This is a genomic window from Mycobacterium sp. NPDC050853 (assembly GCF_040653875.1).
Lineage (GTDB): Bacteria > Actinomycetota > Actinomycetes > Mycobacteriales > Mycobacteriaceae > Mycobacterium.
Genome location: NZ_JBFAGW010000006.1, coordinates 230972 through 255434 on the forward strand (window position 1 = coordinate 230972; position 24463 = coordinate 255434).

Annotated in this window: 27 protein-coding genes; 13 read left to right on the forward strand and 14 right to left on the reverse strand. The window is 63.7% G+C overall.

Annotated features, from left to right (window positions below):
* Position 1: 1 nt before the first annotated feature.
* The 3 genes from pstS to AB0H22_RS19700 form a co-directional block, all read right to left on the reverse strand.
* Positions 2-1141: a phosphate ABC transporter substrate-binding protein PstS gene (pstS, locus tag AB0H22_RS19690; protein ID WP_180751011.1), complete on the reverse strand. Its 1140-nt coding sequence runs from the start codon at positions 1139-1141 to the stop codon at positions 2-4.
* A 168-nt stretch (positions 1142-1309) separates the two neighbouring features.
* The gene (gene mshD, locus AB0H22_RS19695) at positions 1310-2188 is read right to left on the reverse strand and encodes a mycothiol synthase (RefSeq protein ID WP_358148322.1); all 879 of its coding nucleotides are present in this window, start codon (positions 2186-2188) and stop codon (positions 1310-1312) included.
* A gap of 22 nt (positions 2189-2210) precedes the next feature.
* Positions 2211-3005, reverse strand: coding sequence for a response regulator transcription factor (locus tag AB0H22_RS19700; RefSeq protein WP_180751262.1), 795 nt, complete (start codon positions 3003-3005; stop codon positions 2211-2213).
* A 98-nt stretch (positions 3006-3103) separates the two neighbouring features.
* Between AB0H22_RS19700 and lmeA the strand changes: the two genes are divergently transcribed.
* From lmeA to AB0H22_RS19730, 6 genes are all read left to right on the forward strand, one after another.
* The gene (gene lmeA / locus AB0H22_RS19705) at positions 3104-3919 is read left to right on the forward strand and encodes a mannan chain length control protein LmeA (RefSeq protein WP_180751261.1); all 816 of its coding nucleotides are present in this window, start codon (positions 3104-3106) and stop codon (positions 3917-3919) included.
* Between the two features lie 44 nt (positions 3920-3963).
* On the forward strand, positions 3964-4383 hold the full coding sequence (locus tag AB0H22_RS19710) for a thioredoxin family protein (RefSeq protein WP_180751009.1): 420 nt from the start codon (positions 3964-3966) through the stop codon (positions 4381-4383).
* A gap of 10 nt (positions 4384-4393) precedes the next feature.
* Positions 4394-4480: an Ms5788A family Cys-rich leader peptide gene (locus AB0H22_RS19715; protein WP_353615267.1), complete on the forward strand. Its 87-nt coding sequence runs from the start codon at positions 4394-4396 to the stop codon at positions 4478-4480.
* 69 nt (positions 4481-4549) lie between these two features.
* Complete coding sequence (locus tag AB0H22_RS19720; RefSeq protein WP_358148324.1) at positions 4550-5047, forward strand: DUF4395 domain-containing protein; 498 nt, start codon at positions 4550-4552, stop codon at positions 5045-5047.
* 43 nt (positions 5048-5090) lie between these two features.
* Entirely contained in the window at positions 5091-5924 is an 834-nt protein-coding gene (locus AB0H22_RS19725; RefSeq protein ID WP_180751007.1) for a sulfurtransferase, read from the forward strand.
* Between the two features lie 2 nt (positions 5925-5926).
* A complete protein-coding gene (locus AB0H22_RS19730; RefSeq protein ID WP_070936675.1) occupies positions 5927-6232 on the forward strand; it encodes a DUF1416 domain-containing protein in 306 nt (101 codons plus the stop codon).
* A 92-nt stretch (positions 6233-6324) separates the two neighbouring features.
* On the opposite strand, the gene AB0H22_RS19735 is transcribed toward AB0H22_RS19730, so the two are convergent.
* The 4 genes from AB0H22_RS19735 to AB0H22_RS19750 all read right to left on the reverse strand — a co-directional run bounded on the left by AB0H22_RS19735 (position 6325) and on the right by AB0H22_RS19750 (position 9997).
* Positions 6325-6894, reverse strand: a complete 570-nt coding sequence (locus AB0H22_RS19735) for a hypothetical protein (RefSeq protein WP_180751006.1) — start codon at positions 6892-6894, stop codon at positions 6325-6327.
* Positions 6895-6911: 17 nt separating this feature from the next.
* Positions 6912-7478 carry a hypothetical protein gene (locus tag AB0H22_RS19740; RefSeq protein WP_358148328.1) on the reverse strand — a complete coding sequence of 189 codons (567 nt, stop codon included), beginning with the start codon at positions 7476-7478 and terminating at the stop codon, positions 6912-6914.
* A 15-nt stretch (positions 7479-7493) separates the two neighbouring features.
* Positions 7494-8150 carry an MspA family porin gene (locus AB0H22_RS19745; RefSeq protein WP_358148331.1) on the reverse strand — a complete coding sequence of 219 codons (657 nt, stop codon included), beginning with the start codon at positions 8148-8150 and terminating at the stop codon, positions 7494-7496.
* Between the two features lie 383 nt (positions 8151-8533).
* On the reverse strand, positions 8534-9997 hold the full coding sequence (locus AB0H22_RS19750; protein WP_358148333.1) for a DUF4118 domain-containing protein: 1464 nt from the start codon (positions 9995-9997) through the stop codon (positions 8534-8536).
* Between the two features lie 130 nt (positions 9998-10127).
* Here AB0H22_RS19750 and AB0H22_RS19755 point away from each other — a divergent pair, with 130 nt between their 5' ends.
* A complete protein-coding gene (locus AB0H22_RS19755; protein ID WP_358148336.1) occupies positions 10128-10781 on the forward strand; it encodes a response regulator transcription factor in 654 nt (217 codons plus the stop codon).
* 25 nt (positions 10782-10806) lie between these two features.
* Here the strand turns inward: AB0H22_RS19755 and AB0H22_RS19760 are convergent, their stop codons facing one another.
* Both AB0H22_RS19760 and AB0H22_RS19765 read right to left on the reverse strand, forming a co-directional pair.
* The gene (locus AB0H22_RS19760; RefSeq protein ID WP_180751260.1) at positions 10807-11169 is read right to left on the reverse strand and encodes a hypothetical protein; all 363 of its coding nucleotides are present in this window, start codon (positions 11167-11169) and stop codon (positions 10807-10809) included.
* Between the two features lie 141 nt (positions 11170-11310).
* Positions 11311-11685, reverse strand: coding sequence for a hypothetical protein (locus AB0H22_RS19765; protein ID WP_358148441.1), 375 nt, complete (start codon positions 11683-11685; stop codon positions 11311-11313).
* Positions 11686-12032: 347 nt separating this feature from the next.
* Here AB0H22_RS19765 and AB0H22_RS19770 point away from each other — a divergent pair, with 347 nt between their 5' ends.
* Positions 12033-12653 (forward strand): FABP family protein, encoded by a 621-nt coding sequence (locus tag AB0H22_RS19770; protein WP_180751001.1) that lies wholly within the window; start codon positions 12033-12035, stop codon positions 12651-12653.
* A gap of 312 nt (positions 12654-12965) precedes the next feature.
* Here the strand turns inward: AB0H22_RS19770 and AB0H22_RS19775 are convergent, their stop codons facing one another.
* A complete protein-coding gene (locus tag AB0H22_RS19775; RefSeq protein WP_358148338.1) occupies positions 12966-13820 on the reverse strand; it encodes an aminodeoxychorismate lyase in 855 nt (284 codons plus the stop codon).
* A 69-nt stretch (positions 13821-13889) separates the two neighbouring features.
* On the opposite strand from AB0H22_RS19775, the gene AB0H22_RS19780 reads away from it, so the two are divergent.
* Positions 13890-14966: a folate-binding protein YgfZ gene (locus tag AB0H22_RS19780; protein WP_180750999.1), complete on the forward strand. Its 1077-nt coding sequence runs from the start codon at positions 13890-13892 to the stop codon at positions 14964-14966.
* A 132-nt stretch (positions 14967-15098) separates the two neighbouring features.
* Positions 15099-15281: a DUF3073 domain-containing protein gene (locus tag AB0H22_RS19785; RefSeq protein ID WP_180750998.1), complete on the forward strand. Its 183-nt coding sequence runs from the start codon at positions 15099-15101 to the stop codon at positions 15279-15281.
* A gap of 21 nt (positions 15282-15302) precedes the next feature.
* On the opposite strand, the gene purM is transcribed toward AB0H22_RS19785, so the two are convergent.
* Genes purM through AB0H22_RS19800 form a run of 3 tightly spaced genes read right to left on the reverse strand, consistent with a single transcriptional unit; the run spans position 15303 to position 18529 of the window.
* Positions 15303-16382, reverse strand: a complete 1080-nt coding sequence (purM, locus tag AB0H22_RS19790; protein WP_180750997.1) for a phosphoribosylformylglycinamidine cyclo-ligase — start codon at positions 16380-16382, stop codon at positions 15303-15305.
* 60 nt (positions 16383-16442) lie between these two features.
* Entirely contained in the window at positions 16443-17516 is a 1074-nt protein-coding gene (locus AB0H22_RS19795; RefSeq protein WP_358148342.1) for a dihydrodipicolinate reductase, read from the reverse strand.
* Positions 17513-18529: a Rieske 2Fe-2S domain-containing protein gene (locus AB0H22_RS19800; protein ID WP_358148344.1), complete on the reverse strand. Its 1017-nt coding sequence runs from the start codon at positions 18527-18529 to the stop codon at positions 17513-17515. Before AB0H22_RS19800 ends, AB0H22_RS19795 begins: the two co-directional genes overlap by 4 nt.
* Positions 18530-18682: 153 nt before the next feature.
* On the opposite strand from AB0H22_RS19800, the gene AB0H22_RS19805 reads away from it, so the two are divergent.
* From AB0H22_RS19805 to AB0H22_RS19815, 3 genes are all read left to right on the forward strand, one after another.
* Complete coding sequence (locus AB0H22_RS19805; RefSeq protein WP_255486004.1) at positions 18683-19252, forward strand: TetR family transcriptional regulator; 570 nt, start codon at positions 18683-18685, stop codon at positions 19250-19252.
* Entirely contained in the window at positions 19249-20658 is a 1410-nt protein-coding gene (locus tag AB0H22_RS19810) for an amidase (RefSeq protein ID WP_180750993.1), read from the forward strand. Before AB0H22_RS19805 ends, AB0H22_RS19810 begins: the two co-directional genes overlap by 4 nt.
* Positions 20659-20775: 117 nt before the next feature.
* The gene (locus AB0H22_RS19815; RefSeq protein ID WP_358148346.1) at positions 20776-22818 is read left to right on the forward strand and encodes an alpha/beta fold hydrolase; all 2043 of its coding nucleotides are present in this window, start codon (positions 20776-20778) and stop codon (positions 22816-22818) included.
* On the opposite strand, the gene AB0H22_RS19820 is transcribed toward AB0H22_RS19815, so the two are convergent.
* Entirely contained in the window at positions 22815-24458 is a 1644-nt protein-coding gene (locus AB0H22_RS19820; protein ID WP_358148443.1) for an ABC transporter ATP-binding protein, read from the reverse strand. The two genes, AB0H22_RS19815 and AB0H22_RS19820, sit on opposite strands and share 4 nt — an antisense overlap.
* Positions 24459-24463 lie beyond the last annotated feature (5 nt).

Here is a 24463-nt window from a genome sequence, read left to right on the forward strand (position 1 = left end):
GCTAAGCCAGTGCCTTGATGGCCGTCTCGAGGCGGGTCTTGAACTGTGCGGGCAGCGGGGCGTAGCCAACATCGGCCAGACCCTTCTGTCCCTGGTTCACCGCGACCGTCAGGAACGACTTCACCGCGGCGGCGACGTCGGCGTCCTTGTATCCCTTGGAGCAGACGATCTCGTAGGTGGCCAGCACGATCGGGTACGCACCGGCGGTCTTGGTCCCGTAGATCGAGGCCAGGTCCAGCTTGAGGTCGTTGCCCTCACCGGCGAACTTGGCGGTCTCGACCGAGGCTGCGGCGGTCTCCGGGGTCAGTGCCACGGCACCGGCGCCACTGTCGATCTGGGCGTACGGCATCTTGAGGTCGTCGGCGTAGCCCTTCTCGACGTAGGTGATGGCACCGGGCAGGGCCTTGACCTTCTCGGCCACCCCCGAGGACTTCTCGGCGCTCTCGCCGGCGCCACCCTCCCAGGTGCCGCTGCTGCCCTTGGTCCAGCTCTCGGGGGCAGCGGTGGTCAGGTACTTGCCGAAGTTCTCGCTGGTTCCGGACTTGTCCTTGCGGTACACCGGGGTGACCTTGGTGTCCGGCAGCGTGACGCCCGGGTTGAGCGCGGCAATGGCCGGGTCATTCCAGGTGGTGATGGCGCCGGTAAAGATCTTGGCGGCGGCGTCGGCGTTCAGAACGAGCTTGTCGGCACCGGGAACGTTGTACGCCAAGGCAATTGGCCCAAAGACGACCGGCAGGTTCCATGCTTCGTTGCCGCCGCAGCGCTCCTTGGCCTTGCCCGCCTCTTCCTCGGACAGTGCCGAATCTGAGCCGCCGATGTCGACCTGTCCGGCGATGAAGTTGTCGCGGCCCTTGCCCGACCCGGTGGGGTTGTAGTTGATCGACTTTCCGGAGCAAGCGGTCGAGTACTCGTTGGCGAAGATATCGAACGCGTTCTTCTGAGCCGAAGAGCCCTCGGCGCTCAGCTTGGCCTTGCCCGCGCAGTCACCTGACGCGGAAGACGAACCGGAGGCACTGGAGGAGGAAGCTCCGGTGGTCTTGTCGGAACCGCAGGCGGCAAGGCTGGCGGACAGAGCGATCGCGGCGGCCGCCGCGAAGATCGTGGTGCCGGTGCTTTTAAGGTTCACGGCCTTGAGGTTCACGGCTCTCGCTTTCTCGCATGAGTGAGGAAAGATCGGGGTGATGGGGATGGATCAACAACGCGCACCCCGGAAACTAAAGGCAGTCGATGGACGGGCACCCTTCCGCAGGTGAACGGAAAGTGAACTCACAGACTTGACAGTCCGGTCGTTATCGCAGGTAAACGCCCATCAGGCTCGACCGTAGGCGGCGTCGGTGAAGGCAACCCGGAATCCCAGCCGCTCGTATGTCCGCAGGGCTGCGTCGTTATCCGACTCGACGTACAGCAACACGGTGTCCATGCCGGTGTCCGAGAGGTGATGCAGACCCACCAGCGTCAGTAGGCGGCCCAATCCCCTGCCCTGCGCGGCGGAGTCCACGCCGACGACGTACACCTCACCGACTCTAGGCTTGTCCAAATGCCTTTTTGTCCAATGGAATCCAAGAAGGTCACCGGTCTGCGAATCGTGCGCGAGAAATAGTCCGCGCGGATCAAACCAGGGTTCGGCGAAGCGACCGGCGAGATCGTCCCACGTCCAGCCCCCTTGTTCCGGATGCCAGGAAAATGCTGCATTGTTGACACGCAGCAGGTCCGAATCATCTTGCGGCCCAAGGTAATGCCGGATGACAACAGTGGGGTCGGCCGAAACGGCAGGCAGATCGGCGAGAGTACGTCGCATCTGATGGAGCCGCCGCAACGGGGCCAGTCCCAGCTTGGCTGCGACCGCCCTGGCCGCCGGTAGGTCGCCATGAGCCCAGATTCGGGTGCCCTCACCGCCCGCGACGAGTGCGTGCTGAACCATGGCCGAACCGATTCCGCGGCGGCGAGCGCCCGGCGCGACCACCAATTCAGCCATCGCCGTGGCATTCTCGTCGGGCGTAACCAGGTTGAGGTACGCCGCCGTGTCGTCCCCATCTTCGGCGACCAGGTGCCTGGTCTCGGTTCCGCTCAGCTCACGCAGCACCTGTTCCCCTACCGGGGCAATACCGTCGGCGCGGGTGGCCTCGACTATCAACTCGCGTATCTGTAGTTGGCGTTGATCATCGAGAAGTTGGACCCATTCGGTCATACCGCCACGGTAGTCGTGGGATTCAGCCCGCGTTGATGGTCCCTGGTGCAGCGGCGATGTCCCCGTCGGCGGCGTCATCGTCCACGTCGTCGTCGATATCGGGTTCCGGGGTGCCAGATCTTTCCGCGCCGTTGGGTTCGCCCTTCGCGCGAGGCGGCCGCACCGCCTTGTAGCCGACGTTGCGCACCGTGCCGATGAGCGCCTCGTACTCGGGGCCGAGCTTTGCGCGCAGGCGTCGTACGTGAACATCCACTGTGCGGGTGCCGCCAAAGAAGTCGTATCCCCAAACCTCTTGGAGTAGCTGCGCTCTGGTGAATACCCGGCCGGCGTGCTGCGCCAAGTACTTGAGCAGCTCGAACTCCTTGTAGGTGAGGTCAAGCGGGCGGCCACGCAGCCGTGCGGTGTAGGTGCCCTCGTCGATGACCAGCTCGCCCAGTATCACCTTGCTGGCATTCTCGACATTGATCGCACCCGCGCGACGGCCCACCAGTAGACGCAGCCGTGCGTCGATCTCGGCGGGACCAGTTCCGGGCAGCAGGATGTCGTCCAGACCCCAGTCGACGTTGACCGCCACGAGGCTGCCCTCGTTAACCACGGCCACCACTGGAACCGAGGATCCGGCCGCGCCCAGCAGCCGGCACAGGCCCCGCGCGGAGGCCAGATCGGTGCGCGCATCGACGATGGCCACGTCGGCCGAACCTGCTTCTAGAAGCGAGGACACCTCGCTGGGCACCGGTCGCACGGTATGGGCGAGCAGCGCCAGAGACGGCAGCACCGCATCCGGATTTGAGTCAGCGGTCAACAACAACAGGTCCAACGAGCCCTCCAACACCCGGGTGCTTCGGTCTCCAGGTGTTCCATAATGTACCGCGCCACCTGCTGATAAGCCCGGCCCAGAGGGGCGGACGCGCGGTGATGCGCCAGAATGTGCAGATGCGCAAGCCCCTGATCGCCATTATCTCGGTGGTGTGTGCACTAGCAATCGCGGCCACTGCCACCGATTTCGGATGTGCGATCTACGCGGAATACCGGCTGTCCCGGACCCTGCGCACCGAGGCGGACCTCAGCTCTGATCCGTCGGTGGCGATTCTGGTTTTCCCGTTCATCCCGCAGGCCTACGCACACCGGTACAGGGAAGTTGAGATCAAGGCGCACGGTGTGGACCACGCGGAGACCGGGAAGGCGACGCTGGAAGGCACGTTGCACGGTATTGACATCTCCAAGTCCTCCTGGCTTATCCGTCCGGACTCTCCATTGCGTGTGGACAGGATCGAGAGCCGGATCATCATCGACTCCAATCACTTGGGCCGATTCATGGGAATCAACGACCTTGCCGTCGAACCGCCGCCGAAGGAACAGAACGATGCCACCGGCGGCACCACCGAGTCCGGCATATCGTCGGGAACCGGTCTGCTGTTGACCGGAACGCCGAAGACGGGTGACTTCGAACACAAGGTGACCGTGTCCGTCGACGTCTCGGTCGTCGGCCCGGACAAGACAGATCTTCAGCTTGTAGCAACATCCGTGGTCACGGGCCCGGGAACTGCCGATCGCGATGTGCCGGAGGACCAGCAGCGCGCCGTGTTCGCCGCGTTCACCAAGGTGGTCCCGCGACAAAAGCTTCCGTTCGCCATCGAACCAACAAGGGTCGGCGCGCGTGGATCAGATGTGATCATCGAAGGTATCGCCAAGGGAGTAACGATCTCCCTGGACGCGTTCAAGCAGTCATGACGACAGGATTGTCCGCTCTGCACGCGAGCGGTTCGTCGCCACTCGTGACCGTAGTCATTGCGATAGCGGTCGCGCTGCTGGCATCGAGCCTCATCGCGGTGGCAATCAAGAGCAGGTCCGGCAGGCTGCGCGAAGGACCCGGCGGAACAGGCGAGGTCCAGGCCCCGCCCGGTATCGAACTGTCCGCGACTGGGCCGACGATCGTGCATTTCAGCGCGGTGTGGTGTGGTCCGTGCGCGTCGGTCCGCCGAGTCGTAGACCAGGTATCGGCCGGCGAGCCCGGGGTCGCGCATATAGAGGTCGATATCGACTCCAACCCCGACGCTGCTCGGGCGCTCTCGGTGCTTTCCCTACCGACGACCTTCATCTTCGACGCGACCGGCAGGCAGGCCTATCGAGTCTCCGGGGTGCCCAAGGCCGCCGACCTGCGCACTGCTCTGCAGGGCCTGACGCAGCCGGGGTAAACTCGTCGCCGTGCAAGCCCGCCTTGAGCCGATGCTCACGAAACGACGCGCCGTCGATCTGTGCCGCGTCGCGGGCTGCTGCTGTTGTTGCTGCTAATCGCGGCCACCTTTGAGTGTGCCGCAACAGGTGTAGCCATATCCGCCACCCCTAGGAGCACAACAACCCATGACCACTGCCCCAACACCTGACGGTCTTCACGCCGGCGGCTCATCCCACCCCCTGCAGGTCGACGTCCGCGGGCCCCGCTTCGTCGCCTGGGTCACCACCACCATTCTCATCGTCACCCTGGCGGTGTCCGCCGTGTCACTGACGGCTGCCGCGGTGATTTTGGGACTTCAGGCGGTGGTGTTCGCGATCGGCGCGCTACTGGGTCCGCATCGCGCGCCCTACGGAACGCTCTTCCGAACACTTATTCAGCCGCGGCTGAGCCCGGTGACCGAACGCGAACCCGTCCCGCCGCTGCAGTTCGCGCAGCTGCTGGGCTTCACCTTCGCGGCAATCGGCGCCATCGGATTCGGTACCGGTGTCACACTGCTCGGCGTGATCGCGACTGCCTTCGCTCTCGCTGCCGCGTTCCTGAACGCCGCCTTCGGCATCTGCCTGGGCTGCCAGCTGTACCCCCTCGTTACCCGTTTTCGCCGTACACAACCGTCGGCCCAGTAATCCATCAATAAACCCACCAAAAACACGGAAGGAAATCCTCTATATGGCACGCTCTGACGTACTGGTCTCCGCCCAATGGGCGCAAGACAATCTTTCTGCCCCCAACACGGTGTTCGTGGAGGTGGACGAGGACACCAGCGCGTACGACGTCGGCCACATCGAGGGTGCCGTCAAGCTGGACTGGAAGACCGATCTGCAGGATGCGGTCAAGCGTGACTTCGTCGACCAGCAGCAGTTCTCGAAGCTGCTGTCCGATAAGGGCATTGGCAACGACGACACTGTGGTCCTGTACGGCGGCAACAACAACTGGTTCGCCGCATACGCCTACTGGTACTTCAAGCTGTACGGGCACCAGGACGTGAAGCTGCTCGACGGTGGACGCAAGAAGTGGGAACTCGACGGCCGGTCGCTGTCCACCGACACCGTTTCGCGGCCCGCGACTTCCTACGAGGCCGCCACACCGGACAGCACAATCCGCGCCTTCCGCGACGAGGTGATCGCCGCGATCGGTGCCAAGAACTTGGTGGACGTGCGTTCGCCCGACGAGTTCTCCGGCAAGATCCTGGCTCCCGCCCACCTGCCGCAGGAGCAGAGCCAGCGCCCCGGACACGTGCCGACCGCCATCAACGTCCCCTGGAGCAAGGCGGCCCAAGAGGACGGCACCTTCAAGTCGGATGACGAGCTGACCAAGCTCTACGCCGACGCCGGCCTGGATGGCGAGAAGGAGACCATCGCGTACTGCCGCATCGGTGAGCGTTCCTCGCACACCTGGTTCGTGTTGCAGGAGCTCCTGGGACACCAGAACGTGAAGAACTACGACGGCAGTTGGACCGAATACGGCTCCCTGGTGGGCGCCCCGATCGAGTTGGGAAGCTAGTTATGTGCAGTGCACCGAAGCAGGGCCTGGCCATTCCGGCAGGCGTTGACGTAGAGAAGGAAACCGTGATCACCGGCCGAGTGGTCGACGGAAACGGTCAGACAGTGGGCGGTGCTTTTGTGCGCCTGCTGGATTCCTCGGATGAATTCACCGCCGAGGTTGTCGCATCGGCGACCGGCGACTTCCGGTTCTTCGCCGCACCAGGCGACTGGACGCTGCGGGCGTTGTCCTCGGCCGGGAACGGCACCGCGACGGTGAGCCCCACCGGCGCCGGTATCCACGAGGTCGACATCAAGATCGAGGCTTAGCCTCTTCTAGCTTTGCCGCCGAGCGCGCAACTACGCACACCCCTACTCGGGAAACAGGTGCGTAGTTGCGCGCTTGTGGTTTCAGTGAGCGATCAGTTGGCCGTGTCTGGTCCGGCGACAGGACTCCGGGCCGGCTGCCTGGCCTCCAGACCGGGCATGGGTTGCTCGGGCGCATCCCCGGTGGGGGTTGGATTTTCCAATCCGGTGGCTTGCCCGGTGGCCGGGTTCTGTTGACCAATGGCGGACGTCGCTCCCGGCATCACACCACCAGCCGAATCGGGTGCCGAGGTCTCTTGCATCGGCGAACTGGGGCGCACTCCGAGCACCTGCCCTCGCGGACCGGCCTCCTGTGGCTTCACCACGACATGCTTCAGCTGAACACCGAGACGGTCAGCAGGTAGGCCTACATGGGAGGACGCGGGGTCTGCGTTCGTCATGGCCCCGACGCCGCCCGCGTCCAGAACCCGGGGCGGCGGGGTCAAGGAGTAGATGGTCTGAAACCCATAGGCGCCGGGGTAATAGCCGATATAGCCGGGCGGGTTGTATATCTGGCCGGTCGGGTCACCAGGTACCGACGGGTCAGCTGCGGCGCTCGGCGCTTCAAGAACGGCTAGGGCAAGCAGCCCAGCGATCGTCGCGGTTCGTACCAGGTGCAGCCTCATGCGGTGGGTCCCCTCCTTCACTTAGACGCCGTCGGGCCGAGATCTGGCCCACTATTGACGGAGTTCGGCCCTACAGTTCCGTTGGCGGTCGGCTGCTGGGACTCGCCCCCGAGCGGGAGCTGTCTCGCAGTCCCGGCGTACGGATCTTCCAGACCGCCGCCCGGAGTCCCTGCCGGCATCGTGTACCCGGGCACTACACCACCGGCAGGATCGGGTGCACCTGTCGAGTCCATCGGCGTCTCGGGGCGCACACCGTAGGCATTCCCTACCATCGAGCGCCGCTGCGGTTCGACACCGAGTTGTGAACCGGGGAGCCCGAATTCGGCCGATTGCGAGTCGGTGTTGGTCATGGCGGCGACGCCAGCAGTGTCAAGCACCCGGCGCGGTCGCATGTAGAAGCCGAGGACCCAGGTGTATGCACCAGGTTGATGGCCAATCCTGCCCGGCATGTTGTGGTACGGGAGTCCGTCGTAGCCGGGCGGTGGACCCGGGGGTACCGGGTCGGCGGATGCGTTCGGCGCGAGGACGAGGCTCGCGCCGATGACAATCGCGAGTAATCCCCCCATGCCGAGGGGTGATGTCATGGCGTGTCTCCCAGCTCAGATTTTGACGGGTTCGCCGTAGATGGCGTAGGACGAATGCGCCCCGGAAGTCGAGATCCGCAGGTATGCGTATGACCGGATGGTGACATCGCCGCCGCAGGCGTCGGCCTTGACGTGCAGATTCGTGACATCGAGCGTTGCCCGCCCCGACTTGTCTAGGCCCATGTTCGACATCGGCAGGTCGACAATGACACCGGGTTCCAGGACCGTCTGCGCGTAGCCGGTCGCGCCGCCACCAATGGACCCGCCCACCGAGTCGCTCGACCCAAGGGTCCCGGTGCCGCTCACGCCGCCGGAGGCGGCGCCACCGAATTGGAGGCCGCTAGACACGTCAGATTGGCAGCCGAGCTGGTACCCCATGATGAACAGACTGTCCAGGATTGCTCCTTGCCCGCCCTCGGCTCTTGCCGAGGAATACAGGGTGACAAAGGCCTCCCTGGAATTCGACGCATTGGCGAGGTTCGGAATCGCGTTGACGACCTCGTTATAGCTGGACAGGTGGATATTCCACCCGTCTGGGGTTACCTGGTCGAGGTCCTCGGGTGCCATGTTCACAGCATCCGCGAGAGCCGCGGGCGCTGCTGTCACGGCTACACAGCCAAGCACTGCTGCGATATACACAGTGCGGATAAGTCGATCGAGAATTCCTGCCATGTGAGCCTTTCGAAGGATTCCTGAATATCGCCGTTCTGTCTTACGGAAAAGTGCCGTCCGCCCATGGTCATTTATCGACTGATATCGACTACATCGCCCTGAACGGGCAATGACCTAAAAATTCGGCGAGTTATGCGGCATCATGACAATTCCTCTAGTCGTGACCTCTGCCCGATAAGACTCTCCACAACTGAACGGACATCATCTAGCTAGAGAGCAGTTAACGCCGCCTCGAATCTTGGTTAACAGGGGCTAAACGCGGAATTTGGTATGGTCTCCCACTATTAGGCAGGTGTGGTTTCCCCCCATAAGGACGGAACCACTAGTCGCCGTACCCGAGAATTACCTGTAAGAAATAGGCAGCCACAAAGCGGTCGCCCCAGTCAGGTGATCGGAATCGAAACATCCAGAGACGTGCCGCGACCGATGGGGCTGGTCACACTCAGACGCCCGCCGAGTGCCTCGACTCTGTCTGTCAGCCCGATGAGTCCCGAACCCTTACGGGGATTGGCCCCACCCATCCCGTCATCCCGGATTGCCATACGGAGATCCGGCCCGCTGCACCGCACCGATACCTGCACCCGGGACGCATCGGAGTGCTTGGCGGCATTGGCAAGTGCCTCAGCCAGCACGTAATAGGCGGCCATTTCGACCGACTCGGCCACCGGGCCGTCAATGTTTACCTCGATGGTGACGGGAACGGCTGAACGCCGTGCCAGGGTGCACAACGCGGGCCGCAAGCCGCTGGCCAGGATCGCCGGGTGCACACCTCGTGAGAACTCCTGGAGGTCTTCGGCGACACCGATCAAACCGGCATTCAGCTCGGCGAGTTGGTCGGCGAGATCCTGGAGATCGGCCGGTACTGCTGCGGTAGCCATGCCAAGTCGCAGGCGCAGCGAGGCGAGACGCTGCTGTACACCGTCATGCAGATCGCGCTCCAAACGGCGACGTGCCTCGTCGGCCGCTGTCACGATCCGCGCGCGGGAGGCAGTGAGTTCTTCGCGCGTGTGGGCGTTCGCGATCGCGGTGGCGACGAGGTCGGCGAAATCGTCGATGGGCGCAGCATCAACGTCTTCTACCCTCAGAACTGCCGCTCCCCACGTGCTTCCGCCAACGCGAATGGGGGCGGAGACGCTAGCGCGGAATCCCAGGGCCTCCCCGGGTGATACACCATCGTTCAGCGCTAGATGGGCTCCCGGCATGTGGCCGATTCCTACGTCACCGGACACCGCAATGATGGTGACGTAGCTGCCGGACTCATACCGCAGGAGAACCGCGGCGTCGGCATGCAGACAATCGACCATCTCGTGGACCAGCGCCGCGAACACCTCGGCCGGCGGCACCCCCCGCGCGACAAGAGTCGCGATCCGGCGCAATCCGGCTTGTTGTTCAGCGATGGCCGCCGCCTCCTGGCGGCGCGCCTCCACCTCGTTGGTGCGGGCACGGGCCAGGCTTGCCAGCCCGTTGGCGACCAGCGCGACAACGAGGAAAATCACGTGGACTACACCGTTCTGCAGCTCCACCGACAGCACATGACCGTCCGGCCAATCGCGTACGTAATCGAAGGTGACCGCGCTGGCGATCGAGGTGAGAACCGCGAGCCGCAGACCCCAGATCGCCGATACGACCAGGATGCCGAGAAGATAGATCGTGCCCATGCGCTCGGTCGGCGCGATCTGCCGCAGGAGGAGCGCCGCGACGGTTTCAGAAACCAGAAAGCCCGCCGCCACCAGGATTCCGAGGGTTGCAGAAGGCGGTGCGCCCGGACGGAAGGGAAGCGTCAGCCATCCCCACAATCTGGGTCGTAACGCCCGGCCGTTATCTCCTATTACCAACTCACTGGCCATCGTGGGGCGACCCCAAGCGGCAGCGTTGAGATAGTGGGCGTCAAGTCTCGAACTTCCTTACCTCTGGGGCCCTAGATACGTCCTGCCACTTCGAATATAGCTATACAGACGGCGCAGCTACTCTGGCGCTGTGGCGGCCTTGCGCGTGGTAATCGCTGACGACGACGTACTGCTTCGTGAAGGGATTGCCAGCCTTCTCGAACATTCGAATTTCGAGGTTGTTGGCCAGGCACGTGATGCCATCGACCTGATGGCATTGGTCGGGGCGCAGAAGCCCGACCTCGTCGTCACGGATATCCGGATGCCTCCGACGCACACGACAGAGGGACTCGACGCGGCCCGCGCAATTCACAGGGAGTTCCCGGGTACCGGCGTGCTGGTCCTTTCCGCACACATCGAGGCGGAATATGCAATCGAGCTCGTGGCCACCGGCGGCGGGCGGGGATACCTCCTCAAAAGCCGTGTCGGAGATATCGCGGAGTTCGTCGATGCATTGAACCGGATTGCCGGAGGCGCCGCGGTACTGGACCCGGCACTGGTCAGAGAGCTTGTTGTGGCACGCCGCCGCGACCACCCGATTGACGCATTGAGCCAACGGGAGCGGGAGGTACTGGGCGTGATGGCCGAGGGATTATCGAACGCCGGCATCGCCCGCCGACTGTGGATCACCGAAAGCACAGTCGAAAAGCATGTTCACAACGTGATGACGAAATTGAACCTCGCCGAAACCGACGAATATCACCGCAGGGTGCTCGCAGTGATCACCTTCCTGGCGGGCAACTGACCCTGGATCACCGCCGTATCGGCGGCTACGACGCCGTGTTCCCGCATATAACGCCAGGATTCTCACATTCGGCACCGGTGGTGTCGGGCAACTGCACCCACTCGGATTGACCGCGTTGGCTTTGGATCTGGTCGGGGTACCAGATTCCCGTGCGACAGACGACGCCCCTGTCCATGCACTGCGGTCCGGTGCCTCCCGGGTGATCGACCCAGCCACCCGCACTGTCGCGCGGCTGCTGTGCTTCAGTGGGCGCCATACCGCCTTCGAGCCACTCACCGTCGTGGTCCGGCGACGGTACTGGAGTCGGCTTGTCGGGTGCCGCAAGCGCGACACCCGGTGTCGTCACCACAAGCGCGAGAGCGACAAGACCGGTACCGATTCCCCGCAGGACTGACTTTGATTGCCACACAGCTGATTCCCTCTCCGTAATGCTCCTGCTGGCAATCGTCCTGCGTGCACTACCTGTCGGCATCCAGATAGACACCCAAAGTTCATGGGTGCCTACCCCCACAATTGGGGAGCGCGATGTTCAGTACGTCCAGCTGCCGGAGGGTTGTACGACGAATCCGTGCTCGCCGTAATGCCTGTCCGGCGGATCCGGAGTTTCTTTGGACCAGGAATCGGGTTTCTTGGCACGGCAGGCCAGTGCGTCATCGGCAAGTACGGCACAGACGACGCCGTTGTCCGGGGCGATCTTCGACCCGGCGGGCAGCAGCGGATGCTCGTTGACCTCACTGGGGGCGTCATCGCGACGGATCTGCCCCCTCCCGGTCAGCGACACCGACACGGTGTTCATATCCGGCTGCGCACCGGGGATCGAGCCGCTGCACGACACTCCGATTTCGGCGATCATGCTGTCCCAGCACGTGAGTCCGCCGGGGGTGCTGAACACCCAACCCGACATGCTCGGGTGCGCGCCGATCACCCGGTACTCGCCGAGGTCGACGGCCGGATAGGAGTCGACATCGGGGAACCTAGGCGGTTGCGCATTCGCTGCGGGAGCGGCGATAAGCCCGAAAGCCACCACGGCGGAAGCGAAAAACGCTGATAACAATCGTCCCGGAAAGATCATCACAACGTTCCATCGTGGTAGCTGGAGGCGGCGTTACCCGGCGAGGTGTGGGTCACACCGTTATCCCAGGTAGGCTCTCTATCCGTGGTGCTCTTCTTCGAGATCATGTTGGTAGCCGCGGTGCTCGTCATCACCTGGTTTGCGCTCTACGCGCTGTACCGGTTGATCACCGACGAGTCGTGACGGAACCCGATCCGGCCGCTGCCGAAGCGCGGCCATCGGTGGGCCGGAATCTACCCACCTTCCAAGACCTCCCGATCCCTGCCGATACCGCGAATCTGCGCGAGGGCCCGGATCTCAATGCCGCATTGCTCGCACTACTGCCCCTGGTTGGGGTCTGGCGTGGCGAGGGCGAGGGCCGGGATGCCGACGGCGACTACAGCTTCGGTCAGCAGATCATCGTCGCGCACGACGGCAGCGACTATCTCACGTGGGATTCTCAGTCGTGGCGGCTGGATGCTGACCGGCAGTTCGACCGACTGACATTGCGCGAAAGCGGGTTCTGGCGCTTCGCGCCCGACCCCGATGATCCTGACGAGAAGCAGGCCATCGAGCTGGTACTGGCGCATGCCGCGGGTTTTGTCGAGCTGTTCTACGGTCAGCCGCGCAATGCCTCGTCCTGGGAGCTGGTCACCGATGCACTGGCCCGTAGTAAGTCCGGTGTGCTGATCGGCGGGGCCAAGCGCCTCTACGGCATTGTCGACGGCGGTGACCTGGCCTACGTCGAAGAGCGGGTGGGCGCCGACGGCGGCGGCCTGGAACCGCACCTCTCGGCACGCCTGTCGCGTTTCGCGGGCTAACCAAAGACACCGTTACTGCCCGCCTCGGAGCGACAATCCGCGGGCGCCCAGGTGTTGTCGCTCATAGCCGGGCACTTACCGCTGTCCCCAGAAAGGGGGCGGCCCCCGAACCGTTCGGCTCGATCGGACTAATCGAGGGTTCGGGGGCCGGGTGGCTGCTGGAGATTCGCCAACAGCACATGGCTGCTAGCGGGCAGCCACCTCACATGTCCAATATGAAATCACTATTCGGACCACCTCCTTCCTTGTGTACCGACGACGGTACGACGCAAGCAGGTGCGCGACAACCTATTTATTCGAGCGCGAACAGAACTAGAGCGCGATGGCCTTGTCGACCAGCTCAGGCAACCGCGCCGCCAACGGCCCCGCGGGACGCGCGACGCCGTCGAGCGTATGTATCCGAGCCGCGAGAGTAATACTGGCCAACATCCAAATATCTTGGGCGGCAACTAAATCAGCAGGCGTCACGGCCGCGTACCGGCATTCAATCCCGGCGGAGCCTGCGACCTCGAAGAGCGCCCGCTGAGTGGTTCCGTGCAGAATTCCGTGTTCCGGGAACGGCGTGATCAAGGCATCGCCGGTGTCGACGATGACCGTCGAGCGCGGCCCCTCGAGCACGAATCCGTCCGAGCTGACGAAGATGACGTCTTGGACCCCTTGATGTTCGGCGTACCGCAGGGCGGACATGTTGATCGCGTAGGACAGCGTCTTGGCCCCAGACAGCAACCACGGCAACGGTTCGGCGGGTCTCGCGGGCAGCCCGCGGTCCAACATGATCACCGAGATGCCGTCACTCCGCGCCAGCAGTGATCGCTCCGGAACCGGCGCGATGGTCAGGTATGCCGTTGCATCCCCACCGCTTTCGCGCCCCCGTGTGTACACCAGGCGTAGCATCGCGTCTTCACACGATATCGAGTTCCATTGCTCCACACCGACCTCGACGGCCGCGCGCCACGCAGCACGGTCAGGCTCGGACAGATCCATCGCCTGGGCCGATACAGCCATCCGGTCTAAGTGAGCTTCCAGCTTGCAGACGGTGCCACCACGCACCAGCAGCGTCTCGAATGCACCGTCTCCGCGCACAGCGGCGAGCTCATCGGCGTGTAACAGCGGCACCGATGGGTCGTGTTGTTTGCCATCGAGTGTGACCAGCACCGCTACCGCCATGGGCATTGAGATTAGCGGTCGTAGAGTTGAACATGTGATGAGCCGCTTACGTGAAGAACATAGGCACCGATGAGCGCCATTTATGTGCCCGAGGGCAGCCCCGACGCCGGCGCGGTGTGGCATTACGGCGACCCCCTGGGTGAGCAGCGCGCTGCTCTGACCGGTGCAGTCCTCATCGATCGGTCGACGCGCCCCGTCATCGCCCTATCCGGCCCCGAACGGCTGAGCTGGTTGCACACCATCTCCAGCCAGCACGTCGCGGATCTGCAGGACGGCGAAACGCGGGAGAACCTCAGCCTCGACGGACAGGGACGCGTCGAAGACCACTGGGTGCAGACCGATCTGGACGGCATTACCTACCTGGACACCGAGCCGTGGCGTGGCCAGGCGTTACGCGACTTCCTCTCCAAGATGGTGTTCTGGGCGAAGGTAGAGGTCGCCGCGTCCGATCTGAAGGTCTTCAGCCTGGTCGGTCCGGAAACCGGCGACCTGGCCGAAAAGCTGGGGATCACAGCACTCCCCGCCGGGGACCGCGCGGTCGCACTCCCCGGCGGTGGCCTCATCCGGCGCATGCCGTGGCCCCTTCCCGAGGCGACGTTCGATCTCCTGGTCCCCTCCGGACAGGACGTCGCCGAGCGCCTGGGCGTACGCCCTGCCGGTCTGTGGGCGTTCGAAGCGCTCCGAGTGGCAGCCGCGCGGCCACGACTCACCCTGGACACCGACGAGCGGACCATCCCGCATGAGGCGGCGTGGATCGCCGACGGCGACGATCCACGCGCCGTACACCTGGAAAAAGGCTGCTATCGGGGGCAGGAGACGGTAGCCCGGGTACACAATCTGGGCAAGCCGCCGCGGGTGCTGGTGTTGCTACATCTCGATGGCTCCGCCGACCGCCCATCCACAGGTGACGAGGTGACCGCAGGCGGCCGGACGGTCGGCCGGGTGGGCTCGGTGGTCGACCATGTCGATCTCGGCCCCATCGCCCTGGCTTTGGTCAAACGCTCGGTCGCGGAGGCACTCGCGAACGGGAATCCGACACCCCTGACGGCAGGCCCATCAGCCGCCGCCATTGACCTCGATCTACTACCCGATCTGGGCGGTGAGCAGCGCGGACGCGCTGCGGTGGACCGGCTCCGCCACCGATAAGCCAACCGGGCAGTTAGGGCGTGCAGCAGTCGGTGGATCGGCACGCTAAACTATCGTCAGGATCGATAAAAACACTCCACCGGAGCCGCCCTAATATTGGGCCGCTCCGCTATTGCGCGAGGGGGTTCCCCCATGGGCCGCGGCCGGGCAAAGGCAAAGCAGACCAAGGTTGCTCGCGAGCTGAAATACAGCTCTCCTAACACGAATCTCGAGGAGCTCCGCCGTGAACTCTCCGGCGCTCCGTCATCACCCCAACCGGATGATGACCGCACCAGCGATCGCTGGACTGAGGACGAGGAGGCCTGGCGCCGCTAAGGCTCCAGGTATCGCTTCTCCCTAGAACCTCGGGTGCTGGCCCACCAGCACCGCATTCTCGCTGCCTGATTCCTTGCCTGACTTCTTGATGGCGCCCAGGGTCCAGCAGTCGATGTGCCGTGCGGTCAGGACCGCCAGGGCCCTGTCGACATCCTCGGGTGCGACGACCGCGACCATGCCGACGCCCATGTTGAAGGTCTTCTCCATCTCTGCGCGCTCAATGCGGCCGCGCTGGGCGATCATCGCGAAGATGGGGCCGGGGGTCCAGCTGCTGCGTTCGAGCTCGGCGACCAATCCGTCGGGTATGACGCGGGCCAGGTTGCCTGCGAGCCCGCCGCCGGTGACGTGGCAGAAGGTGCGCACCTCGGTCTCGGCGGCCAGTGCCAGGCAATCCTTGGCGTAGATGCGGGTGGGCTCGAGCAGCTCCTCGCCAAGCGTGCGGCCGAACTCCTCGACCTGTCCGAACAGGTCCATCCTGTCGATATCCAGCAGCACGTGCCGGGCCAGCGAGTACCCGTTGGAATGCAGTCCCGAGGATCGCATGGCGATCACGACGTCGCCAGGACGCACCCGGTCCGGTCCCAGCACGCGGTCTGCCTCCACGATGCCGACGCCGGTGGCCGAGAGGTCAAAGTCATCGGGTGCCATAAGACCCGGATGTTCGGCGGTCTCCCCGCCCAGCAGGGCGCAGCCGGCGATGGCACATCCCTCGGCAATGCCGGCGACCAGCTCACTGACGCGCTCGGGGACTACCTTGCCGACGGCGATGTAGTCCTGCAGAAATAGCGGTTCGGCCCCGCAGACGACGAGGTCGTCGACCACCATGGCCACTAGGTCGAGGCCGACGGTGTCGCGTTTGTCCATGGCCTGCGCGACCGCGATCTTGGTGCCGACGCCATCGGTGGAGGCTGCCAGCACCGGCTCGCGATACCCGCCTTTGAGGGCGAACAGCCCGGCAAAGCCGCCGAGTCCACCCAGCACCTCGGGGCGGTGGGTCTTGGCGACTGATTTTTTGAATAGCTCGACCGCCCGGTCACCGGCTTCGATATCCACCCCGGCCGCGGCGTACGAATTACTGGGTTTGTCGGCTCGCTCGCTCATATCGGGCCTTACGGTACCCGTCCCGGCTGGGATCGGTGCCGCCACAGCCCCTTGAGAGCCTTACTTGAAGCGCCCCGCGAATCCGCGCAACGGCAGGTCGGCCGAGGTGAGAATCCCCGGCGGCGCGTCGATGACGCTCCGGATGGCGTTGAGTGCGGGCAGGCCTGTGACGGTCATCCCGACGGATGCGAAAGCAGCGGGGTTGGAGAAGTCGGTTCCGGGTTTGGGGATGACCATGTGCTTGCTATAAACGCACGGATCGCCCTGGATCTTGGTGATGTAGCAGCCCTTGACGTTCCAGTGCGGCTGCGTCTTCGGGGTCATCTGCCACTCGACGTGCACCTCGACCTTCGGCACCCCGTCGACAATCCCCTGGTACTTCAGGTAATTGGCCCCCAGCGAGCCCTTCGGCAGCCGGTACCAACCGAGGTCGACGTCCTCGGTGCAGGCGCCCAGCTCGTAGGAGAAGGTGACGTCGTCGAGTTCAAGGCCGAAGCAGTCGGCCATCAGATACACCCCGTCGGCGAAGACGCGGGTGCCCTTCTCCAAGAGCGCCGGGATCTCTGGGTCCGCTACTGGGCGTCCGTACCCGACCATCTCCCAGGAGTCCACAGAGTGGTGGCAGGACACATCTACCGATTCGATGACCGTGACGTTCTCGATCTCGGCGACATCGCAAGAGTGGATCACGCCCAGAATCTGCGTCAGCCCTGGATTCATGCCGGTGCCGTAGAAGGTTGATCCGCCGCGTTCGCATGCCTCCTGCAACACCTCGGTGGTGGGACGGCCCGATGGGTGCGGGTGGTTCTGGTTGCGGTGGTGCCCGGTGATCCAGTCTGCGGTGGTGACGATGTCGATACCCGCCTCGAGCACTTTGACGTACAGGTCCTCGTCGGGGAACACACCGTGGAAGGTCAGTACGTCGGGTTTGGCGGTGATGATCTCCTCGACGGTGCCAGTGGCGATGACACCGTTGGATTCCAGACCCACGATCTCACCGGCGTCTCGACCGATCTTTTCCCTTGAGTAGCAATGTAATCCGACCAGCTCCAGATCGGGATGCTGGGCGAGGCGCTTGATCATCTCGGTGCCGACATTTCCGGTGGCGACCTGAAACACCCTGATAGCGCTCATGCTCTGATCTCCTCGGCGAGCTCGGGATAGAACTGGGTCGCCCATTTCCGTAGGGCGATGAAGCCTTCGTATTCGGCACGTACCAGCGCGGGCGGATCCGAGTACCGCTGATGCGACCAAATGTGAATATCAGCGAGGAATTGATCGATAATGGCCTGCGAGAACGTCTTTGCGGTTTGCGGCGGTTCGCTGGAATCATTGGTATCAGCCCCGGGCGGCCGTCCGATGAAGACGGTGAATCTGACATCGCAGGTCTCGTCGTCAACCGGGGTCACCGCGGAGACGGTGCGATTGTCGATCATCCCCCAGCTCTTGGTGACGGCGACACCCAATCCGCCGTTGATGGCCTGCACCCCGCTTTTCATATCCTCGGCGGACATGCCCGGTATCTCGTCGAAGGCGATGGTGAAGTCGACGTAGGAGATGGGTTTCGTGAACTCTTGTCGGGTGAACTTCGGGATGAACGGCGTCTTATGCACGTACTTGAAGTGTGCGAAGTCCACTCCGTTTTCGAGAACATATTGCGGATGCAGCTGTAGCCGTTCGCAATACAGGGTGCTGTGCGGATATCCGGGGTAGTAGTCCGTGGCGCTGCTGCCGTCTTCGAATCCGGTGAAGACATCGGGGACGTCGAAGTAGGGTGCCCTGCCGTGCACGTCGTGCCAGATGTAGACCGCCTCATTGCATTCCACAACGGGATAGCTTTGGATGCGCCGCAACGGGTTTGGCCGCTTTTCGTAGGGAATGCACACGTTCTTGCCGTCGCGGTTCCATTCCCAGCCGTGGAACGGGCAGACGATCCGGTCACCCTCAACATGTCCGCCGTGGCCCAGATGCGCGCCGAGGTGCTCGCAGTACGCATCCATCACCGCAAGTTCCCCCGACTGCGCGCGCCAGGCCACCATCTCGCGCCCGAAGTAGGTCATCCGGTGCACATCGCCGACGGCGATCTCCGCGGACCAGGCGACCTGGAACCATCCCGTGGGCTTCATCGACAACGGCGGCTTCGGCATCGGAACCTCCTTACGCGGTGACAGTAATCGAATCCGGCCACTTTTCACAGATAGTTCTATGAAAATGGGCGGCCCACTAGCATCGTTGAGATGAGCGAAGCGGCGATCACCGGGCGGCGGGCGAATCGCCGTGGCCTGGCTACCCGTGAGACCATGCTCGACGCCGCATTGCGCGTACTTGCCTCGGGCGATCCGGCGGCGGTGTCGGCGAACAGAATCGCCAAGGAATGCGGCGCCACCTGGGGCGCCGTGAAGTATCAGTTCGGCGATATCGACGGTCTGTGGGCCGCGGTGTTGCAATGCACCGCCGAACGTCGCGGCGACCAGCCATGGAAGAAGGGGTTGACGGATCCGGAGGCTTCCCTGCAATCGCGGGTCAGCGCGATCGTCGAGACCCTCTATCGGGGTTTGACCTCACCGGACTCGCGGGCCATCGAGAACCTGCGTCGATCGCTGCCACACCAACCGAAGGAGCTGGAGCAGCTGTACCCCCAGACAGCCGCCGAGCTGGCCTCATGGAAGCATCGTTGGGCGCGAGCATGCCAGCAGGCGTTCGATGGCTTGGACGTAGATCCCGTCCGGGTGCACGAGGTGGCGGCCTTCATCCCTGGCGCCATGCGGGGGCTCGTCTCGGAGAAACAGCTGGGAACCTATTCGGATCTCGAGGAAGCCCGTCGAGGGCTGACCAACGCGATCGTCGCCTACTTAGGAGGTCACGCATGACCCGCGTTCATGCATTCACCGAGGATGCCCTCGGCGACCTGGATGCCACCGGAGTCGCCGAGCGGATCGCCTCCGGCGAGGTCACCGCCGCCGAATGCGTCGAGGCCGCCATCGTCCGTCTCGAACGGGTCAATCCCGCGCTCAATGCAGTGGAGTTCAAGGACTTTCCGCGGGCACGCGAGCGTGCACACGAGGCGGAAGGTGAGGCCTTCGGTGCTTTTGGAGGCGTACCCACGGCAACGAAAAGCAACATCCATGTGGCTGGAATGCCGCTTACGGAAGGCTCCGCGGCCATCCCGCCGACGCTGCAGACCGTCGATGGACCGTTCACCCAACAGTTCCTCAGCACCGGAGTCATTCCCATCGCGTCGACCACCATGCCCGAATACGGCTGGTCGGCCAGCACGGAACGTTCGGGCGGGTCGGTCACCCGCAATCCGTGGCACACGGACTTCTCCGCGGGCGGGTCATCTGGTGGCTCGGCGGCGCTGGTGGCTGCCGGGGTAGTGCCCATCGCACACGGTAACGACGGCGGCGGATCCATCCGAATCCCGGCGGCGGTATGTGGTCTCGTGGGCCTCAAAGCCAGTCGCGGAAGGCTTTTGGGTGACCCTTCGAGCAGTTCCGCGCCGGTGAAGATCGTCGCCGACGGGGTTCTTGTGCGCAGCGTCCGTGACTGTGCACGCTTCTTCGAGGCCGCCGAGCTGAACTATCGCAACCCGAAGCTAACGCCGATAGGCCGCGTAGATCGCCCCGGCCAACGTCGGCTGCGGATCGGTCTATGCATGGATTCCCCGTTCACTCCGGCAACGGACCCCGCCACTCGGCAGGCGGTGGACTCTGCCGCGAAAGTGGTTGAATCCCTTGGTCACAGCATCGAGCCGTACACGCCCGCGGTGCTGCCCTCGTTCAAAACCGACTTCGAGGACTACTGGTCCTTTCTGGCCTTCGCGGTCGCCAAGGGTGGATCCAGATTGTTCGACGGATTCGACGCCTCCCGGCTGGATCCGTTGACGCTCGGTCTCAGCCGCAGATTTGCCAGGCGGGCGTACCGCACACCGCTGTTCCTGGCCAGACTGGCCGCATCCGCCCGGGTGTACGAGCGCGGGTTCAACACCGGTATCGACGCGGTGCTTACCCCCGTGCTCACCCACACCACGCCACGGATCGGATATCTGACCCCCGACCAGGACCCCGAAGAGCTACTGCACAAACTCAGCTCATACGTGGGATTCACACCGGTACACAACGCCTCCGGCGCACCGGCGATATCGCTTCCACTCGGGCAGGATCCCGACGGACTACCCATCGGAGTGATGTTCAGCGGTCGCCGCGGCAGTGAGCGGACACTGCTTGAGCTTGCACTGGAAATCGAGGAGGCGCAGCCCTTCTCGATTCTGGGCTAGTCGCGCCGGCGCCACCACCGACCCGCAACCGTGATGCCAGTCACAAATTATCGGTGTTGCAACAGAATTGGGATTCTCGACATGCGATCTACCGGTTAAGCATCTACCGTTTTGTTCATGCCGACGGCATCGCACCGAGCGAGCGGTATCGCTCGGAATCCCCCTCTGCATCACCCACGTGCAGACAGACTCCGTGTCCTGTTGGCCACGTCCCTAGTCACAGCATTGGTTGTCACGGGCGGGGCGCCCGCTGCCCTCCACACGATCCCAGACAATCCCCTGCCCGCCCCGATGACATTGACGGTGGAGTCCGGGTTCATTTCCCTGACCTCAAGCTCGACACCAATCGGGGCGGAGCGTGGCTCCTCACCTGCCTTGACGATCACCAAACGGACCACCGTCTCGCTGAACCCGGGTGAAAACGGCCATGGTCTCGACGCGGTAATCAACTCCGAATCCCCTACTTCCCCTTCCGAAGCCGACAAACCCACACCTGGGAGCATCCCAGTCGTCCTGGTACACGGGACGGCCGAGAATCAAAAGTACTGGGATGCGATGAAGACGAGCCTCCACGATGCCGGGATGAATGCATTCACCTTCGAATACGGACAGACCGGGTTTCAGGGCCTCGTCGGGTCGATCGGACAGAAGATCGGGCTGCGCGGCTTCGGTGATGTCGAGGTGTCCACACAACAGCTCGCCGATGAAGTCGCGACGGTCTTGGACCGAACCGGTGCCAAAAAGGTGGATCTAGTCGGCCATTCTCAAGGTGGCTTGCTCATCAAGAACTTCCTGTCGCAGAACACGGCCGACAACGTCGCGAATGTGGTCCAGCTGGCACCGTCAAGCCACGGCACCACGTTCAGTGGACTGGCGAACTTCGTCGGGCCGGTGGGTAACTCGGTCGACATCAACGGCTGGAAACCCGTCAAGGACGTGATCTATGCGGCCGCCAGCACCCTGGCGTGGCCGTCGTTGTCCCAACAAACCGTGGGTAGCCAGTTTCTCGACAACCTCAACCGGCTGCCCGATACCAAACCCGGCGTCGACTACCTGGTGGTGAGCACCAAGGATGACGTAGTGGCTACGCCATATAGATCTCAATTCATCACCGCAGCACCTGGTTCCACCGCAGTTAACATCGAAGTACATTCACTGCCCGGCGTGGCTCGGGACGAGGTGGTTGACCATGGCCTGAATACCGGAGATGTCATCTCGGCAGTGACCAACTATCTGAAATCCAGTCAGACCGTTCAGCACTCCGCCGATCAGATCAAGGCCAATCCCGGTACCACGCTGACTCGAGAAGGTGCCACCACGACGGTGTCAGAGGGTGGACACGTCACGACCATCGTCGACGGACACGGATCCACAGCCACCACACCGTACGGAGCAAGACTCGAGATCGCGGGGAAGAACGTCACCCTGAACCGCAATGGCCAGGCGGTGTCTATCAGTGACACTGACGGCGTGACCGTCGCGAGCAGCCCGACCCCCGACGCGACGAAGAAGTTCGCCTCGGATCCGCCCCAGCAGAGCCAAAAGCCCAAGGCCGCGGGCTCATCGACTCCCGGGGCAGAGAAGGATGAGACACCGAAGGCCACTGTGGACACGACCGCCAAGAGCCCCACATCCGAACCCCGTACCTCCGTGAATGGCACGCAGCACAGTCCCGAAACCGCTACGTCACCACAGACCGATACGAAACTGAAGGAGTCGCCGAGCAAGTCCGAGGCCGGCAAGGCTCATACAACACCCAGAGCCAGTGGACTGAAGCCGAAATACAGCAGCGGGTCACAAGAGACACCCGACCGAACCAACTCTAACGACTCGGTGTTGGGAAACAAGTCCGCACCCTCGGCGCCCAGCGGCCCGACAAGCAATCCCGGCTCCGGCACGACGTCGACCGGCCCCGGACCGGGTGCGCACGCCCCCAACGGTTCCCCTGGACGCACTGGATCATCGAGCAGCCTTGGTGGACAACAGTCTTCCGCGCCGAATAGGAACACGGACACCTCAGGATCGACGGGCTCGCGATCAGCGGCCGGAGCAGGTGACAGCAAGCCGGGACATCCGGAAGCCGGCTCCAGCTCGGGTTCCGGTGACCACAAGAAGTCCGCCGACGGGCCGTCCCACGAGCACACCGCAGGCGACTCCTAACGGCTGTGCCGGCGATTCCGTTGCCGCTCTCGTTGTTCTACGGGGTCCGGCACCGGTACGGCCGCGACCAACGCGCGGGTGTATTCGGTCGACGGGTTGCGCAGAATTTGGCCTCGCGGCCCCATCTCTTCGAGAACCCCGTGGCGCAGCACCGCGACCTCGTCGGCAAGTCGGTCCACCACGGCGAGGTCGTGACTGATGAACAGACAGGCGAACTGCCACTGCTGCTGTAGCTCCTCGAACAAGTCCAGGACGGCCGCCTGTACAGACACATCGAGCGCGCTGGTGGGTTCGTCGGCGACCAGCAAGTCGGGGCCCAACGCCAGCGCTCGGGCGAGATTGGCACGCTGCCGCTGTCCTCCGGAAAGCTCATGGGGATAGCGGTTTTCGGTGCCATCCGGAAGCTGTACAGCCGCGATGAGCTCGGCGACACGGGCGGAAATCTCGCGCCGATCACCGTACCGGTGCACCCACATGGGTTCGGCGATGCAGTCGCCCACACGCATCTTCGGGTTCAGGGAGGTGGCCGGGTCCTGGAATACAAACCCGAACTTGGCGCGCAGTGGGCGCAGCTTGCGCTGGCTCATGCCGACGATTTCCTGCCCAAGCATCCGCACCGACCCGGAGGCGGGCTGCTGCAGCGCGGCCACGCATCTGCCAATGGTTGACTTCCCCGAGCCCGATTCTCCCACCAGTCCAAGGGTTTTCCCACGGCAGATGCTGAAGCTCACGTCATCAACCGCACGGAAGGACGCACGCCCTAGTAGGCCGGGGAATTCCACCACGAGATGGGAGACTTCCAGCACGGGCTCGGCCGGCTCTCCGCTCGGATCAGGCGCGTGCTCTGGGTCTCCCTGCCCCAGGTGCGGGACGGCCGCTAACAGTGCCCGGGTGTACGGCTCGGCAGGATCGGCGAAAAGCTGTTCCACCGGCGCTATTTCGACGACCTTGCCCTGCTTCATCACGACCACACGGTCTGCGATATCGGCGACCACCCCCATGTTGTGGGTGATGAGCAGGATGGCGCTGCCGATCCTGTCCCGCAGATCCCTGAGGAGTTCCAGGATTTCGGCCTGCACCGTCACGTCCAGAGCGGTCGTCGGCTCGTCGGCGATGATGACCTTCGGGTCACACGCGATGGCCATCGCGATGACCACGCGTTGTTTCTGACCGCCCGAGAGCTGGTGCGGATAGCAGTCATAGCGGCGCTCCGGGTCGGGTAGCTGCACAAGCTTGAGCAGTTCGACGGCCCGCGCGCGGGTCTGCGTACGGTTCAGATCCGTGTGTGCACGGACCGCCTCACCTACTTGGTATCCGATGGTGAACAGCGGATCCAGTGCTGCCCCGGGCTCCTGAAACACCATCGCAATATCCTTGCCGCGCATGGCCGTCAGCTCACGGCCCGACAGTGTGGTGATATCGCGGCCGTCGAGCAGAACCGAACCGGTGATGCGCGCGGTCTCTGGTAGCAGCTGGATCGCGGTGCGAGAGGACACCGACTTGCCCGAACCCGACTCCCCGACGACGGCCAGGACCTCCCCGGGTTTCACGTCGAACGACACATCTTCGACCGCAGCCACGGGCCCGCTATCGGTGCTGAACGTCACCGACAGCGATCGGAACGACAGCGCAGCCAACACTTCTT